Consider the following 16,379-nt stretch of genomic DNA (forward strand, 5'->3'; position numbering starts at 1 on the left):
GTCTGGTGCGCGGTGGTGCTAGCTTGGCACGAGTCTGCACGCGCTCAGGGGAGGAGTCGGCCGTATCGGCCGCCCGCGACTATGAATCGACTTGTCATCTACCTGCTCTTCGACAGGGCTGGCGTCGCCGACGCTGGCGTGCTGCACGCCCTGCGCGGCCTGCGCCCGCACGCGAGTGAGCTCTTCGTCGTCGTGAACGGCTCGGTGACCGACGAGTCGCGCGCGTCGCTGGGCGCGGTCGCCGATTCGGTCTTCGAGCGACCCAATGAGGGCTTCGACGTCGGCGGCTACCGTGCGGCGCTCGAGGAGATCGGTGCCGAGCGTCTGGCCGCCTTCGACGAGGTGATCCTCGCGAACTACACGTTCCTCGGCCCCGTCGGCGACTTCGCCGCGACGTTCGAGTGGGCGGATGCGGCGGGGCACGATGTGTGGGGCGTCACCGAGCACGGCGAGCTAACGCCCGACCCGTACACGCGCCGCGGCACGATGCCAGCGCATCTGCAGTCGCACTGGATCGCCGTGCGCCGGAGCGTCGTGGTGAGCGATGCGTGGGCCGAGTACTGGGCGTCGTTGCCGGAGATCCGGTCGTACGACGATTCGGTGCGGCACCACGAGGCTCGGTTCTCGCCGTTCTTCGCGGAGCGCGGCTTCTCGGTCGGCGCGCAGTTCCCGGCGGGCAACTTCAGAGTCGAGGGGGCACCGGTCGCCAATCCGAGCCTCGAGACGCCCGTCCTGCTGCTCGAGGCCGGTGCGCCGCTCGTGAAGCGCCGGATCTTCGTCCACGACCCCGTCGAACTCGACCATCGGGGTGTGTCCGCTCGTGATGTCGCGCTCGATCTCGAGCGTCGCGCGTTCCCCATCGACGTGCTCGTCGAGAGCACGGCGAGGTTCGCGCCGAGCCGTGTGCTGGCCGGGGGAGTGGGGGCAGGGCCCAGGGTCCTGCGTCGCGCATCCACCGCTCTCACGCACGAGTGGGTTCGCGACGAGGCGAGCGGCGACGAGTCGGCGACCATCTCGGGGCTCCACCTCCGCATCGTGCGCGGTGACTTCTGGCGCAGGCTGGCGAACGGTGACGCGCGACTCCTCGAATCCGACCTCGTGCTCGTCGAGTCGGTCGCGGCCGCGTCCCTGGACTCGATGCCGGCGAGCGCTTCCCTGCTCGCCCGCCAGCGTGGGCGCCGGGTCGTCTTCGAGCGCGCCGAGCCCCTTGCGTGGGAGTTCGCCGACCACCGAACGCTCGGCATGGTCGTCCCTGTCACACCGCCGATCGGCACGGGGCTGCTCGCCGACGGCTGGCGGGGTGCGCGAGCGAAGGCGGCCGCGCTGGCCGCTTCGCTCGGTGCGGTTGCGCCCTTGGACGCCAATTCGCCCGTCGCGCCGTTTGCGGGCTTCGCCGCGTACCGGGTGGATGCGCTCCGCCGTTTCGCCGCGGTCCTGGACGCGCATGGGTTCTCGGCGCTCGAGGCCCGGTTCCCCGACGGCGAGCTCTCCCGGCTGCTCGACCTGCTCGCGAGCCGCCTCGTGTTCGATGCAGGGTTCGCCGTGTCGGAGGCGGAGACAGCCGACGGGCTCGCGAGCGACTACGCCCTCTTGGCCGCGAAGTACGAGGACCTCGTCGCGGAGTTCGGCGCTGAGGTGCGGGCGCCGCACCGGCTCGCGCGGGCACGGAAGCCTGGCGGCAGTCGCGTCGCGAGTCTCGCCGCGTCGCTCTTCCACCGGATGCCGGCGCTGGAGGAGCCGCTGCGGCGTCTCGCCGCTGACGCCAAGGGACTGCTCGCTCGCATCCGCTGACCCCGCTTCGCGGCGCGGCATCAGGTGGCCGTTACCCGCGCCGGGGTACCGTGTCTGCGACTGGAGGTGGCAGATGAGCAACGGCGAGACGCCGCTCGGCGGGCAGTACGACCCCGACGAGCTCGAAGAGCTGGAGAGCCAGGCCGAACGCCGTGGCACCGGCCGGGGGCTTGTCATCGGCCTCCTCATAGCGGCGGCCGTGGCGATCGCGGCGATCGTGTTCGTGCTCATGAACCCACTCGGCCAGGGCGCTCCTGCCGACAACACGGCACCCGTCACGACGCTGCCGCAGGCGACCGAGGTCGCCGTTCCGGAGACGCTCATCGTCACGGCGACGCCCGTGCCGACCGTCACCGTGACGGAGACGGCCACGGCCGAGCCGAGCGACCCCGCCGAGGCCTCCGGCGTGCAGGTCTCGCTCAGCCGCGTCTACTGGGTGCCGGACCAGAGCGTCATCTCCGCCGCAGCGCTCGTCTCGACCACGGACCCGGGCGGCACGTGCACGCTGGTCCTCAAGAACGGTCCCGAGACGTTCGCGGCCACCGCGACGGCCACCGCCCCCACCTCGGGGGACACCGACGCGTCCAGCTGCATCGTGAACCTGCGCGACCCGGCCATCAAGGCCGGCGACTGGTCGGCCGTCATGCAGTACGAGGGCCCGGCTGGCAGTGGCTCGAGCGAGCCGATGACGGTCACCGTCTCCTAGCCGAAGCCCCGGAATTCCGCCCTGACGGCCCGAAATCGCGATTCTGCTCTCTGTGTAGGATGAAGCGCCGCCTGCTTGCGGGCGAACGACTCCACGACCTAGGAAGCTATGCCGCTGACGCTCGACAAGGCCTTCGATCCACGGGCCAACAGCATCGGGTTCCTCCGATGGCTTCTCGCCTTCGCGGTGATCTTCGCGCACGCGGGACCCCTCGCAGGGTTCTACGGCGGGCACGACCTCGGCACTCAGATCTCCAGCGAGCAGTCCGTCGGCGGCGTCGCCGTCGCAGGGTTCTTCTTCTTCTCCGGCTACCTGATCACGCAGAGCCGCCGCGGGAAGTCGACGATCTTCCGCTTCTTCTGGCGGCGGGCTCTCCGTATCTTCCCTGCCTTCTGGCTCGCGCTGCTCACGACGGCGTTCATTCTCGCGCCGATCGCCTGGCATCAGGAGACGGGCTCGATGGCGGGCTACTGGGACGCCGACACCGAGTCGCCCTTCACGTACTTCCTGAGCAACATGTGGCTCGAGCTCGGCCAGCGCAACATCGCGGGCATGGGCAGCTCGCTGCCGTTCGCCAGCATCGGCGGCTTCGACTGGAACGGGTCGGCGTGGACCCTGTTCTACGAGTTCCGCGCGTACATCATGGTCGGGCTCCTCGGGCTCTTCGGCGTGTTCTCGAACCGCATCGTCGGCGGCCTCATCGCCGTCGGCATCATCGGAGTGAACTTCCTCACCTGGAGCGGCTGGGTCGAGATGACCTCGCTCAGCCCGTTCCTCACCAACCCCTTCTACCCGATGTTCTTCGCCCCCTTCGCGTTCGGGATGCTGTTCGCCCTGTTCGGGGACAAGATCCCGATCGATGACCGGCTGGCGGTGCTCGCGCTCGGCATCGCGGGCTTCGCGTACGCGTTCGGCGGCTGGAACATGTGGGGTCAGTACGGACTCATGTACTTCCTCATGTGGTTCGCGATCCGCACGCCGCGGCTCAACAAATGGGAGAAGCACGGCGACCTCTCGTACGGCATCTACATCTTCGCCTGGCCGCTCATGCAGTTCGGGGCGTACTTCGGCCTGCAGAACGCCGGCTGGTTCGTCTACCACCTCGTCATCGCGGTCGCCGCGCACATCTGCGCGTACATCTCCTGGCACCTGATCGAGAGCCCCGCGATGAGCCTCAAGAACTGGACCCCCAAGTGGCTCGTCTGGCTGCTCGAGCGGGGCACCCCGGTGGTGGATGCGGTGAAGCGCAGGATCGTCAACCCCGCCTACTCGTCGTCCAACTTCGCCGCGCGGATCCGCGCCGGACGCGTGGAGGCGAGCTCATGACCGCCGTCGGTCCGAGCGGCGTCCGGCCAGACAGCGGCTTCGAGGAGCCGAAGTCCGAGACGGGGCGTCTGACCTGGGCGCAGCGGTGGCACCGGGTGCGTCTCATCCCGCTGATCCTGCTGCTGATCGCTGCGATCGTGGCGACGGTCGCGGGATACCAGACCCGGAACGCCATAGCGATGGAGGAGTTCGTGCCGCCGGCGGAGGCTCCCGAGTCGGAGGCCACCCGGCTGCCGGCCGAGCAATGCCAGCCGGGTCTCTTGGACCCCGTCACCACCTCCCCATGGACGGGCGAGGAGCGAGAGGCCAGCGAGGCGGTCTGGGACGAGCACATCGGCTCCGACCCAGACGCGCAGCTCTTCGTCCCAGGGGAGAACGGCTGGGTCTTCTGGGGCGACACGCAGGCGAACAACTTCTCACAGGCCCTCGGCCGCGGCTTCCTCAGTGACGAGGAGAGCGAGGAGTGGGCGAACTACTTCCGGACCATCGACGAGGGCCTCAGCGCACAGGGCATCGACTTCGTGGTCCAGGTCGTCCCCGCGGACTGGTCGGTGCATCCTGAGCAGCTGCCCGGGTGGGCGCAAGAGCTCCGCGGGCCGACGGCGTTCGACTACCTGGTCGACGCGCATCCCGACCTGCCGCTCGTCGACACCCGCCAGGCGCTGCGCGACGCATCTGAGGAGGGTGCGGTCTACGCGCCCGGCAACAGCCACTGGTCACCGTTCGGCGCCGCCATCGGCTGGGAGCAGCTCGCCGGCTGCCTCGCAGCGGTCGACGCGAAGTACCAGGCGCTCGCCCCGCTCGACTACTCGAGCGTCGGGGATATGCCGGTCATCAGCGAGTTCGAGGCCTACGGGTTCCCGACGACGGACACCGGGTGGGGCACTCCGGTGCTGGACCAGGCTCCACCGAAGATGCAGGCCACGCTCAACGACGGCTCCGTGCTCGAGGTCGACGCCGGCAAGGGGCTCGACATGCTGCAGCTGCCGGCCACCACGGTGACGGAGGGGGCACAGTCCGACCTGCGCGCCCTGATCGTGCGAGACAGTCAGGGCAACAGCGCAGGACCGACCTGGCAGACCGGCTTCGCCGAGACCAAGCAGGTGACGAGCAACCTCGGCAGCGCTACCGAGCAGATCCCGGATGTGCTCGCGGAGGCGGCCGACTACCAGCCGGATGTCGTGATCTTCGAGATGACGGAGCGGTACCTCAACTGGATCCCGGTCCTCCCAGCCGAGTAGCCTGGCAGGCGCCATCGTCGCCTGCCACGGCACTTCGCTAGCCTTGGGGAAGACCCTAAGGAGCAACGCCATGACGACCTGCCTCATCACCGGGGGAGCCGGATTCATCGGATCCGCGCTCTCCCACCGCCTGCCCGAGCATTTCGACCGGGTCGTCGCCTTCGACAACCTGCACCCGCAGATCCACCCGGTCCCTGAGCGCCCGAGTGAACTCGACAGTCGCGTCGAGTTCGTGCAGGGCGACGTGGCCTCGGCGGCCGACTGGGATGCCCTCCTCGGCGACGTGACTCCAGACGTCATCATCCACCTGGCCGCGGAGACCGGCACAGGGCAGTCGCTGCTTGAGGCCACGCGCCACGCGAGCGTGAACGTCGTCGGGACGACCGAGATGCTCGACGCACTTGTCCGCGCCGACAAGCTGCCGAGCAAGATCGTGCTGTCCTCGAGCCGCGCGGTCTACGGCGAGGGCGCCTGGGTGGACGCCCAGGGGGCCGTGAGCTACCCGGGCCAGCGTTCCGCCGCCATGCTCGAGCGAGGCGAGTGGGACTTCCCCGGGCTCTCCGCGCTCCCGTTCGTCTCCTCGAAGGTGGCGCCCTCGCCGACGAGCGTGTACGGGGCCACGAAGCTCGCGCAGGAGCACATCCTCCGCTCGTGGTGCCTGTCGCTCGGAGTCACCGATGTGCTGTTCCGCCTGCAGAACGTGTACGGCCCAGGTCAGTCGCTCATCAATCCGTATACCGGGATCGTGTCGTTCTTCGCCCAGGAGGCGAAGGCCGGCCGGGTCATCCCCGTCTACGAGGACGGCCAGATCATCCGAGACTTCGTCTTCATCGACGACGTGGCCGACGCCATCGTGCGTGGCGCGCTCGAGTCGGACTCGAACGCGAACGCCTACGACATCGGCTCGGGGGAGGGCACGTCGATCCTCCGCCTCGCTGAGCTCATCGCGGCCCACTACGGGGCGCCTGCGCCCGAGATCAACGGGAAGTTCCGCAATGGCGACGTCCGTCACGCGTCCTGCGAGGTGTCGGAAGCGAGCGCCGCGCTGGGCTGGAGTCCTCGAGTCATGGTGGATGAGGGTGTGGGCCTCCTCTGCGACTGGATCGACGCGCAGAGACTCGAACGGGCCGAGTAGCTCGCATATACGGCACAGCGACCGGATTCCTTGGATTTCTCTCCTCGGGCGTGTCGCGACGATCACGGACCTGCCTGGGGCCGTGATCGTTGTGTTTCCGGGCTTCGCAGGGTCGACGCTGACACGGATGTTGTTTATGTGACTCGTGTGAAAGTTGGGACGGGTGTGGAGTTCCGTGGCGCATGTATGCATACTTGGAAACTGCTGAGCCTTCTCGGTGCACTCCGTGGATGCGCAGCAACCCAGTCGACCGACGCGTTGGGAACTCATGTTTCGCCGTACTCTTGCCATTTTCGCTACCGCAGCGGTAGCAGCCTCCGGGCTGCTCGGGCTGCAGCTCATCGCCTCGAGCCCCACGAACGGCGGCATCGAGGCCGCCGCTGCGGCGGACGCCAGCGGCTTCGACCCGGGCAACCTCATCAGCGATGAGAACTTCTACAACGGCAACGCGATGTCCGCGGCCGAGGTGCAGCAGTTCCTGGTCTCGCGCAACGGCTCGTCGTCCCCGACGGCGCTGCGCAACTACACGCAGGCGACGCCCTCCATGCCGGCCACGCAGTACTGCTCCGCCTACTCGGGCGCGGGCGGCGGCGAATCGGCGGCAGACATCATCGCGAAGGTCGGCCAGGCCTGCAACTTCAGCCAGAAGGCCATGCTCGTGCTCCTCGAGAAGGAGCAGAGCCTCGTCTCCATGCAGAGCCCGACCCTCGGTCGCCTCGCGGCGGCGACCGGATTCGGCTGCCCGGACACGGCACCCTGCGACCAGAGCTACGGCGGCTTCTTCTACCAGGTCTACAACGCGGCGCGTCAGTTCCAGAACTACAAGGCCAACCCGTACAGCTTCAACCACATCCCGTTCGCGTCGAACAACGTGCTGTACAACCCCAACTTCTCCTGCGGCTCCTCCGCGGTCTACATCTCGAACTACGCGACGGCCGGTCTCTACAACTACACGCCGTACCAGCCCAACCAGGCCGCGCTGAACAACATGTACGGCGAGGGCGATGGATGCTCCGCGTACGGCAACCGCAACTTCTGGAGCATGTACACCGACTGGTTCGGCGACCCCAAGGGCGCCGTCAGCGTGCCGTGGCTCGTCAAGGCCGAGGGCAGCTCGCAGGTGTACTTCCTCTCCGAGGAGGTCCGCTACCCGGTCACCGCGTCCAAGGTCGCTGACTTCGCGTACGCGCTCGGCGCCGTCTCCACGGTTCCGGCATCGACGCTCGACAAGTACACGACCGGCGCGAACGTCGGGGAGATCCTCGTAGGCCCGGACAACACGCCGTACTACATCGACGACGGCGTCTTCCGGAAGGTTCGCAACTGGACCGTGGCGGCCGACTTCGGCTACCAGCAGGGCTCGGACCTCGCGAAGATCACCCAGGAGCAGCTCGACAAGTTCAACAACGGCGGCGCGCTGGAGAAGTTCGTCCAGAACACGAGCGGTCAGATCTTCTTCATCGAGGGCACGACCAAGCGCGAGGTCGCGGACATCGCCGAGCTCGGCGCCCAGGGCATGTACATCGGCACCACGAAGCTGAAGGACGACAAGATCGACTTCCTCAGCGATGGCGAGCCGTTCCTCACCGGCGGAGCCGTCGTCGAGAAGCTCGATGGCTCGGGCAAGGTCGTGCTCGACAGTGACCTCACGGCTCATGCCGTTCCCGCATCGCTCGCCGACTTCAGCGCGTTCAAGGCGTCCGGAAGGTTCGGCCCGGCTTACGGCAAGCTCACCCAGGGCGACGCCCTCTCGGCGGAGCCCCTCGTGACCGACGGAACGTCGAGCTACGTGCACACCGATGGCGGGCTCCTGCGGGTCCCGGCGTCGACGTACGGAGCTTCGAAGTTCGTCTCCCTCCCGGCCGGCATCATCGGCTCGCTTGGCAAGAACGGCTCCGTCCCCGGCGCCCACTTCGTGCAGGAGAGCGGATCCGACACGATCAACCTCGTCGTCGGCGGCGAGCGCGTCGAGTTCTCCTCGAAGAGCGACGCAGAGGCCGAGGCCACGAAGCGCGGCATCTCGAGCACCATCTACACGGTGCCGAAGGGAACGCTCGACGGCATCGACACCGGTAACGGCATCACCAACGGCGCGCTCATCAAGAGCCCGAACAGCGACACCCTCTACGTGCTCGACGGCGCCCACCTCACGAAGGTGGCCAGCAGCGAGCTCGCCGAGGACTACGGCTTCGGCTCGAGCCCCTACGTCATCACCCAGGCCTCGTTCGACCGCATCCCGGTTCGGGACACGGCCATCACGACGAACCAGTTCCGCTGCGGGGACGACGCCTACGTCGCGACCGAGGGAGAGGCGTACAAGCTGACGCCTGAGCTCGAAGCGGCCTACGGCATCGACTTCCCGGGGATCTCGGCGCAGCTCTGCGGCGTCGTCCCGAACGCGGGTGCCTCGATGACCGAGTTCATCAAGGACGGCAGCGGGAAGATCTTCCTGATCACGGATGGGGAGAAGCAGCACATCTCGTCCCCGAAGCTCCTCGTGGAGTTCGGCGCCGTCGGCAACGTGATCTCGGTCCCGACCGCGTTCGCCGACCAGATCGCGACGGGCGCGCAGCTCACCAAGCTCCCAGCAGGCTGGGGCGAGCCGACGCCGAGCGAGACGGCCACGCCGACTCCAACGGCAACGGCCACGGCGACTCCGACGGCAACGGCGACTCCCACCGCGACGCCCGAGCCCACGGCAACGGCGACGCCGGAACCGACTGCGACCGCGACTCCGACCGCCAGTGCGACTCCGGAGCCCACGAACCCCACGCTCGAGCCCACTCCGACGTCGACGGATGCCCCCGGCACTCCCGAGCCGACGGAGACGGCAGCGCCGGAGCCAGCTGTCCCGCTCACGGCCGGTGAGGTCATCACCAACCGTGCCGGGACCGGCACCTGGATCGTGAACGGCGACGAGCTCCTGCAGGTCGGTTCGCCCGAGGTAGCGGCGCAGCTCGGACTCGCCATCGAGAACCCGCGCAGCGTGCCGGACGCGAACTTCGCGGAGTTCGGTGAGAACACCTCACCGCTCTACACCTCGGCTGTCACGGTCGGCGGCGTCTCCTACATCGGAGTCGACGGAGAGCTCGTGCCCTTCGCCACCCCGGAGTACGCGGCTGCCTTCGGTCTCGACTTCGCGCTCATCTCGCCCGAGGTCGGTGCGGGACTCACGGTCTCCACGACCGCCGAGCCGATCACGGACCGGGTCTTCGGCCCAGACGGAACGCTATACCTCGTGAAGGACGGCGTGCTGCACCCCGTCGACCCCTCGCTTGCGACTCCCGTCGTGACCGAGACGGCGACGGCCACCGCAGAACCGACCGAGACGGCTGCACCTGAGGCGACGGAAACCGAAGCGGCGAGCGCCGACGAGGCGCCGACGGACACGAGCCGCCCGGATGCCACGGACGGGGTTACCGCCGAGCCGACCGCGACCTCGACCGAGGAGCCCGTCGAGACACCCGCTGAGGCCCCTGAGGCCGGTGCTGGCGTCGACGAGACTCCCGCCGCCGAGCCGACTGCGACCACGGAGCCCACGACGTTCCAGCTGTCACGCGAGCTGTTCTCCACGTTCCGCATCGGAGAGCCGGTCGCCGGCTGACGCCAGACCGCACGATACGAAGACCCCCGCCGGGGTGAGCGATGCTCACCTGGCGGGGGTCTTCTCTCTACGGGCGGGTTCGAGTGATCGGACGACAACGCAGAAGACCCCCGCCGAGGCGAGGGTCTTCTGCGGTAGCTGTGCGGCGCTACTGGCCGGGGAGCTTCGCGACGATGCGGGCGTCCATCGCGAGCACGCCCTCGAGCGCGAACGGGGTGCCTGCGTGCACGCCGAAGCGGAACGAGCCGGTGAGGCTGTCGACGGGTGTGGTGCTCTCGTCTCGCCACACCTCGGCGTTGACGACGTACTCACCAGGTGCGAGCGCGAGCCGGTCGAGGTGGAAGTCCATGCTGCCCTGGCCGACCTGCACGGAGTCGGGCTGCCAGCCCAGCTGCTTGCAGGAGGTGCTCCAGATGCGGACGCCCTCGAGCGTCTCGATCGCGATCTTGAAGTTCGGGCGCTCGACCGGGCGCCTTGCCTCGAAGTTGAGGCGGATGGTGGGCGACTCGCCCGTGCGGATCTCGTTGTCGACTGCGCCGCTCTCGCCGACGAGCTCGATCGTGTCGATGTAGAGCTCGCCGCTGCCGTGGCGCTGGCCGCCGCCCTCGATGATCTCGGTCACGTTGCCGGAATCGCGGTACTTGTCGATGATCGCCGTCGCGGGGCCGACTTCCTGCAGCACGCCCTGCTCGAGCCAGGCGGCGCGGTCGCAGAACTCCCGCATGCCCTCGAGGCCGTGCGAGACGACGACGACGGTGCGGCCGCTGGCCTTGAAGTCGGCGAACTTCGCACGGCACTTGGCCTGGAAGTCCATGTCGCCGACGGCGAGCACCTCGTCGACGAGCAGCACGTCCGGTTCCGTGTGGATGGACACGGCGAAGCCGAGACGCACGTACATGCCGCTCGAGTAGTTCTTCACGGGCTGGTCGATGAACTTCTCGATGCCGGAGAAGTCGACGATCGAGTCGAAGCGGTTGTCGATCTGCTGCTTCGACATGCCGAGGATGGAGCCGTTGAGGTACACGTTCTCGCGTCCCGTGAGCTCGGGGTGGAAGCCGGAGCCGACCTCGAGCATCGCGGCGATGCGGCCGCGCGTCGTGATGGTCCCGGTGTTCGGCGACAGGATGCCGGCGATGCACTTGAGCAGCGTCGACTTGCCGGAGCCGTTGCGGCCGAGCAGGCCGAAGGTGCCGCCTTCCGGGACCTCGAAGGTCACGTCGTCGAGGGCCTTGAACTCCTCGTACTTCGCCCGCCCGCCCTTGAGCACCGTCGCCTTGAGCGACTGGTTGCGGTCGTGGTAGATGCGGAAGGTCTTCGAGACGCCGGAGACGTCGACTGCTGTGCCTGCCATTTAGAGCTCCTCCACGATGTTCTTCGAGAACCGGGTGAACACGAGGATGCCGATGACCAGCATCACGACTGCCCAGACCCCGATGTAGAGCCAGTTCTCGAGTGGCGGCACCTGGTAGTCGTAGACGATGTTCCTGATCGACTCGAGCATGCGCTGCGTCGGGTTGAGCTGGAAGAGGAAGACGAGCGGCCACGGCTCGCCGAAGAGCAGGCTGCCCTCCTCGGTCAGGTTGTCCTGCGCGTTCTGCACCATCTGCAGGGGGAACATGACGCCGGAGGCGTAGAGCCACAGCTGCGTGAGGATGCCCCAGAGGTGCTCGATGTCGCGGAAGTAGACGACGACGACCGAGAGGATGAGCGCGAGTCCGAGCACGAACATGATGATGAGGGCCAGCAGCGGGATCATGAGCGGCAGGTAGGCCAGCACCATGGGGCCGCCGATGAAGCACATGATGAGTGTGATGACCGCGATCTCGATGATGTAGGTCCACGCGTTCGCAAGGATGCGCGAGAGCGGCAGCACCCAGCGGGGGAAGTAGACCTTGCGCAGCAGGTCGGCGCTCGAGACGAGGGACCCCATGCCGCCGTTGACGGAGTTGGAGATGAAGCCCCAGCTCACGACGCCGATGCCGATCCACAGCGGGAAGAAGTGCACGCCCGAGTTCGTACCGGGAGGGGCCGAGATCTCGAAGAGCAGCCCGAAGACGAGCGAGAACGTCGCGATCTGCGCGAGCGGGTTGATGAGCGACCAGATTCGCCCGAGCGCAGTGCGCTTGTACTCCGACCGGATCTCACGAAGTGTGAGATTGACCAGGAGATTGAACGTGAGACCCCGAGACTGGGACCTCACAGAAACAGGCTTAGACATTGTCCTCCGCACACCTTGTGACGCTGGCCCCACGGAGGGGCCGCCCAAGACTAACACCAGGCTTCGGGGCCAATTCGGAGCCTCGCGGCGCGGCCACCGAGGGCCGCACGCGCGAGGTGGGGCGGGTCAGCGACCTGCCCGGAAGTTGCGGTACGCGGCGCGCGACCGGCTGTAGACCGGGCGCAGCGCGTTCGCGAGTCCCGGCGTCCGGCTCAGCACGATGCCCTTCGCGCGACCGAGCGGGGACTCGGCCTGGGAGGCGATGTACCGACGCACGAGCTCGACCTGCTCGCGGAACAGGCCGGGCAGGCCTGCCGTGATCTCCTGCACCTTGTACTCGAGGAGCGTGTGCGAGATGGCGGCGTTGTGCGTCGTCAGCACCGTGCGGACGTGGAAGCCCTCGCTGATCGCGGAGTAGCCGAGCAGTCGCTCGAGCACGTGCGGGAGCCCACCATCCGCGTACTGCCCCTCGTCGGGGAAGTCCTCCCACGTGAAGCCGGCCTGCACGAGCGGGCGCAGCGATTCGGGGCGGGCGATGAACATCGAGCCGAGCGGCGCGAGCGGGCTGGTCTCGTCGAACTCGACGCGCATCCCGAGCTTCGCGGCGAGCTCCTTGGCCGGCTCGAGGTTCGCGAACCAGGCGCGGCCGAGCGTCGGGAAGCCCATGTGGATCATGGGCGGGAAGACCATGCCGAGCGTGGGGTGGTCGACGAAGAGGCGGAGCAGGTTCGTCGTGTACCCGGGGGAGTTGAGCAGGTTCTGGAACAGGTGCTCCTTGAAGTGCCGCCCCGAGTTGAAGCCGTTCTGGGGGCTCTTCTTCGAGTGCAGCTTGACGACGATGTCGTAGCGTCCCGACTCGAGGACGTCCTTGCAGGTGAGCAGGAACGCCGAGATGTCGCGGCCGCGGTTGGAGCCGACGATGCGCACGTCGTCGTCCGGGCGGCCGAGTTCCACGAGCCTCTCCTGGATCGCGGTCTGCTTGTCGGCGCTCGCGGTCGTCACGACGAGGTCGTAGCCGCCGGGGATCGTGTTGGCGAGGTCGACGATCTCGTCGATCATCTCCTCGTAGAAGACGTGCGCGATGACGACCACGCGGAGGTCGCTCGGGTCGGCGCCGCCCAGGTCGACGTCCGGCATGATCTCGAGGAGGGCCGCGTTCGTGTTCAGGATGCGCGGCTTGGCCGTCGTGCCGATGTCCTGCCAGAGCAGGTCGAGCGGGTAGTGCTTCTCTTCGAGCTGCTCGAGCACGCGCTTGCCGATGATGGCGAGCTCGTCCAGGTAGATGGGGTCGTGGAAGAAGAAGCGCCGCTTGACGATGGGGCAGCCGTCGGCGATGAGCACGTCGGCGAGGTTGAAGATCGGGTGCTGGTCGCCGTAGTGGGCCGACGCGTAGGCGACCCACGAGGAGAAGCCCGCCGACTCGAAGTAGTGGGTGAAACGCGCCTCGTGCAACATGACGGAGTCGTCGTAGGAGTCGATGCGGGGCATGTCGTCCCAGTAGGAGCGCCAGGCATCTGAGGTGAACATGCTGCGGCGCACGCCGATCCAGTGCGACTGGATGTGGCGGTGCATGACGCCGGTCATCGTGATGGGGTTCGGCACCACGGCCGCGTGGTCGGTGATGCCCCAGAAGTCGACGGTCTTCGCGTCGGCCTCTTCGAGGAGCGGCGCGAACGAGCCGATGGGCCCGTAGAAGGTGTAGTTGGCGAGGACGAGCTCGTCGTAGTCGCGGAGGCGGTCTGACCCGAATTCGCGGAGCGCGTCGCGGTACGCCCAGACGTCGTAGCCGACGTTCTCGCGCTCCCACACCGTGTCGGCGACGGCTTCGAGGCGGCGCCGCGAGTCGGTGGTGAGGGGGGAGTTGGACACGACGAAGATGTGCTCGGCGTGGGCGCGCAGCTCGCGGAGGCAGTGCTCGACGTAGCCGCCGACGTGTCCCTGCTTGTCGTAGACGAGGAAAAATACCACTCGACGCATGAGGTTGGCGTCCTTTGCTCTGCTCACGGCGACCCCGGCTGGAGTCTGTCGGGGCCGGGCGCCGGTGGGCGCCAGCCGATGCCCCATGCTACAGCGGGGTAGCCTTGGCCCATGAAAATCGTCATGACCATGATGGTTCGCGACGAGGCCGACATCATCGCGGCCGTCGTGGAGCATTCGCTCGCTCAGGGCATCGACCACCTCATCGTCACCGACAACGCGTCGGTCGATGGAACCCGCGAGATCCTCGAGCAGTACGAGGAGAAGGGGGTCATGACCCTCCTGCACGATCCCGAGCACAAGAAGCAGCAGGCCCAGGTCGTGACGCGCATGGCTCGCTCGGCGTACTCCGAGCACGGTGCTGACTGGGTCATCAACGGCGATGCCGACGAGTTCGTGTTCGCGCGCGACCGCTCGCTGACCGTCAGGCAGGCGCTTGAGCACTACAGCCCCGACCTGACGACGTTCCGCGTCCCGGTCGTCAACATGGTCGGCTCGTTCGGGCGCGAAGGCAGCGGGCTCGCTCGCCTCCGCTTCCGGGACGAGCGCTCCATCGAGCAGCTGAACCGCGCCGGGGTGTTCGCGCACCCGACTCCCAACGCCATCCACGTGGGCTCGGACGAGGTCGAGGTCGCGCACGGCAACCACTTCGTCTCCCTCGAGCAGCAGGGCGACGTGCCGGAGGGCTTCGAGCTCGAGGTGCTGCACGTGCCGTGGCGTTCCTGGTCGCAGTTCGAGCGGAAGACGGTCGCGATGGCGCTCGGCTTCGAGGCGAACCCGGGGCTTCGCCCGAGCGCGAACCACCATGGCATGCGCGACTGGCGGCGGTACAAGGCCGGCGTGCTCGAGGACTTCTTCGCGCTGCGCATGCCCACGACGTCCGAGCTCGCCGACGGCGGCTACGTGGAGGACACATCCATCATCGACGCCCTGCGCGCGATCGGCGACGCCGCCGTGGTGCCCGCGCAGCTCTCCGCGACGCTGGACGACGGTCACGACGAGGTCTACTCGGACGAGCAGCTGCTGCGCCTCCGCGAGCGGGCCGCGCTCTTCCAGAGGTATGACGACGTCGCGCACGAGGAGGTGCGTCTGCTTCGTGAGGAAGTCGACGAGCGCAACTCGACGCTGTACCAGCGAGAGCTGGACCTCGTCGGTCTGCGGACGGCCTACAACGAGCTGGGGCAGCGCGAGGCCGAGGCGCAGACGAAGCTCTACGAGCTGCAGCTGCGTGAGGACCGCACGGCGGCCGCCGAGCACAGCGCAGCGGATGCTCGCGCACAGGCGGCGCGGCTCGGCGCCGAGCTGCTCGGGGCCCGCCAGCAGCTGCAGGCGGTCGAGCAGATGCCGGCGGTCAAGCTCGAACGGAAGGCGCGCCGCGCGGCGAAGTCGGTGCTCAGGCGCTGACCGTCAGGACGGAGAAAAGGGGCGCGCTGTCGAGAGATCGACGGCGCGCCCCTCTCTGTGTCGGTGCTCAGGCGCCGGCGCGGGTCGCCATGAACGACTGGATGTCGCTCGCGTCGCCGTAGACCTCTTTGGAGTCGTACGGACGGTCGGGGAACGCCCCGTACTTCAGGGAGATGTCGAGGTCGTTCTCGGTGATGAACCGCTCGACGTGCTCGCCGAGCGAGACGGGCACACCCGAGCCCACGTTGACGACGCCGCGCAGCTCATCCTGGAGGGCGACGGCCGCGATCTGCCTGCCGAGCTCCTCGACGTGGATGAAGTCGAACTTCGCCTTGCCGGAGGTGAACGGGAACTCGGTCTTGCCCGCGTCCGCGGCCTCGAGGAGCTTCGTGAAGATGGACTGGTTGTTCCGGTCGTCGCCGTAGATGTAGTAGGCGCGCAGCCACTGCAGCGTGACCTTCTCGTCGAAGGCGAGGAACGTCGACTTGCGCAGCGCGTCCTTCGCGATGCCATAGAGCGACAGCGGGTTGGTGGGCGTCTCGGCGGTGATCGCACCCTCGTGCCTGCCGACCTCGTGCATGGTGCCGAGCACGGCGAGGCGCTTGACGCCAGCTTCGACCGCCGAGTTCAGGAACCTGAAGTGATCGGACAGCTTGAGCATGTGCACGGGGGAGTTGTGGGCGAAGCCCGCCTCCCAGGCAAGGTGGATGACCGAGGTCGGTGCCGGCTCGAGGACGCTCGAGTAGTCAGCGTCGCTGCTCAGCAGGTCGAGCTCGACGATCGTCGCAGCCGGGTTGACCTTGGCGGCGCCACCGGGTCGGACGACGGCCACGACGTCTGCGTCCTCGGCGAGCAGCGCGTTCACGACGTGGCGCCCGATGTACCCCCCAGCGCCGGTCACCAGCACCCGTTGGCGTTCTGTCATGACGTTCCTTTCGACAAGGCCCTCACTCTAACGGAGCACGAAGATCGGCATC

Annotated in this window: 11 protein-coding genes; 7 read left to right on the forward strand and 4 right to left on the reverse strand. The window is 67.8% G+C overall.

Features of this window, described 5'->3' with window-relative positions:
- Nucleotides 1-81: 81 nt before the first annotated feature.
- The 6 genes from HDC34_RS17355 to HDC34_RS18090 all read left to right on the forward strand — a co-directional run bounded on the left by HDC34_RS17355 (nucleotide 82) and on the right by HDC34_RS18090 (nucleotide 9,803).
- On the forward strand, nucleotides 82-1,791 hold the full coding sequence (locus tag HDC34_RS17355; RefSeq protein ID WP_179557942.1) for a rhamnan synthesis F family protein: 1,710 nt from the start codon (nucleotides 82-84) through the stop codon (nucleotides 1,789-1,791).
- A 73-nt stretch (nucleotides 1,792-1,864) separates the two neighbouring features.
- Nucleotides 1,865-2,497, forward strand: coding sequence for a hypothetical protein (locus HDC34_RS17360; RefSeq protein ID WP_179557943.1), 633 nt, complete (start codon nucleotides 1,865-1,867; stop codon nucleotides 2,495-2,497).
- Nucleotides 2,498-2,605: 108 nt separating this feature from the next.
- Nucleotides 2,606-3,823 carry an acyltransferase gene (locus tag HDC34_RS17365; protein ID WP_179557944.1) on the forward strand — a complete coding sequence of 406 codons (1,218 nt, stop codon included), beginning with the start codon at nucleotides 2,606-2,608 and terminating at the stop codon, nucleotides 3,821-3,823.
- Complete coding sequence (locus HDC34_RS17370; protein ID WP_179557945.1) at nucleotides 3,820-5,064, forward strand: hypothetical protein; 1,245 nt, start codon at nucleotides 3,820-3,822, stop codon at nucleotides 5,062-5,064. Before HDC34_RS17365 ends, HDC34_RS17370 begins: the two co-directional genes overlap by 4 nt.
- 70 nt (nucleotides 5,065-5,134) lie before the next feature.
- On the forward strand, nucleotides 5,135-6,199 hold the full coding sequence (locus HDC34_RS17375) for an NAD(P)-dependent oxidoreductase (RefSeq protein WP_179557946.1): 1,065 nt from the start codon (nucleotides 5,135-5,137) through the stop codon (nucleotides 6,197-6,199).
- A 268-nt stretch (nucleotides 6,200-6,467) separates the two neighbouring features.
- A complete protein-coding gene (locus HDC34_RS18090) occupies nucleotides 6,468-9,803 on the forward strand; it encodes a hypothetical protein (RefSeq protein ID WP_179557947.1) in 3,336 nt (1,111 codons plus the stop codon).
- A gap of 148 nt (nucleotides 9,804-9,951) precedes the next feature.
- Here HDC34_RS18090 and HDC34_RS17385 read toward each other — a convergent pair whose 3' ends face one another.
- The 3 genes from HDC34_RS17385 to HDC34_RS17395 all read right to left on the reverse strand — a co-directional run bounded on the left by HDC34_RS17385 (nucleotide 9,952) and on the right by HDC34_RS17395 (nucleotide 14,025).
- Nucleotides 9,952-11,154 carry an ABC transporter ATP-binding protein gene (locus tag HDC34_RS17385; RefSeq protein WP_179557948.1) on the reverse strand — a complete coding sequence of 401 codons (1,203 nt, stop codon included), beginning with the start codon at nucleotides 11,152-11,154 and terminating at the stop codon, nucleotides 9,952-9,954.
- A complete protein-coding gene (locus HDC34_RS17390; protein ID WP_179557949.1) occupies nucleotides 11,155-12,003 on the reverse strand; it encodes an ABC transporter permease in 849 nt (282 codons plus the stop codon).
- A gap of 144 nt (nucleotides 12,004-12,147) precedes the next feature.
- Nucleotides 12,148-14,025, reverse strand: coding sequence for a rhamnan synthesis F family protein (locus tag HDC34_RS17395; protein WP_218855325.1), 1,878 nt, complete (start codon nucleotides 14,023-14,025; stop codon nucleotides 12,148-12,150).
- An 84-nt stretch (nucleotides 14,026-14,109) separates the two neighbouring features.
- On the opposite strand from HDC34_RS17395, the gene HDC34_RS17400 reads away from it, so the two are divergent.
- Nucleotides 14,110-15,402 carry a glycosyltransferase family 2 protein gene (locus HDC34_RS17400; RefSeq protein ID WP_179557950.1) on the forward strand — a complete coding sequence of 431 codons (1,293 nt, stop codon included), beginning with the start codon at nucleotides 14,110-14,112 and terminating at the stop codon, nucleotides 15,400-15,402.
- A 67-nt stretch (nucleotides 15,403-15,469) separates the two neighbouring features.
- Here the strand turns inward: HDC34_RS17400 and HDC34_RS17405 are convergent, their stop codons facing one another.
- Nucleotides 15,470-16,327, reverse strand: coding sequence for an NAD(P)-dependent oxidoreductase (locus HDC34_RS17405; protein WP_179557951.1), 858 nt, complete (start codon nucleotides 16,325-16,327; stop codon nucleotides 15,470-15,472).
- Between the last annotated feature and the right edge of the window lie 52 nt (nucleotides 16,328-16,379).

The organism is Pseudoclavibacter sp. JAI123 (assembly GCF_013409665.1).
Taxonomy (GTDB): Bacteria; Actinomycetota; Actinomycetes; order Actinomycetales; family Microbacteriaceae; genus Pseudoclavibacter.

Bases quoted from the DNA above. Each gene is read 5' to 3' on its own strand.
- HDC34_RS17405 (WP_179557951.1), bottom strand. From the start codon at position 16,327: ATGACAGAACGCCAACGGGTGCTGGTGACCGGCGCTGGGGGGTACATC.
- HDC34_RS17365 (WP_179557944.1), top strand. From the start codon at position 2,606: ATGCCGCTGACGCTCGACAAGGCCTTCGATCCACGGGCCAACAGCATC.
- HDC34_RS18090 (WP_179557947.1), top strand. From the start codon at position 6,468: ATGTTTCGCCGTACTCTTGCCATTTTCGCTACCGCAGCGGTAGCAGCC.
- HDC34_RS17370 (WP_179557945.1), top strand. From the start codon at position 3,820: ATGACCGCCGTCGGTCCGAGCGGCGTCCGGCCAGACAGCGGCTTCGAG.
- HDC34_RS17385 (WP_179557948.1), bottom strand. From the start codon at position 11,154: ATGGCAGGCACAGCAGTCGACGTCTCCGGCGTCTCGAAGACCTTCCGC.
- HDC34_RS17360 (WP_179557943.1), top strand. From the start codon at position 1,865: ATGAGCAACGGCGAGACGCCGCTCGGCGGGCAGTACGACCCCGACGAG.
- HDC34_RS17400 (WP_179557950.1), top strand. From the start codon at position 14,110: ATGAAAATCGTCATGACCATGATGGTTCGCGACGAGGCCGACATCATC.
- HDC34_RS17375 (WP_179557946.1), top strand. From the start codon at position 5,135: ATGACGACCTGCCTCATCACCGGGGGAGCCGGATTCATCGGATCCGCG.
- HDC34_RS17355 (WP_179557942.1), top strand. From the start codon at position 82: ATGAATCGACTTGTCATCTACCTGCTCTTCGACAGGGCTGGCGTCGCC.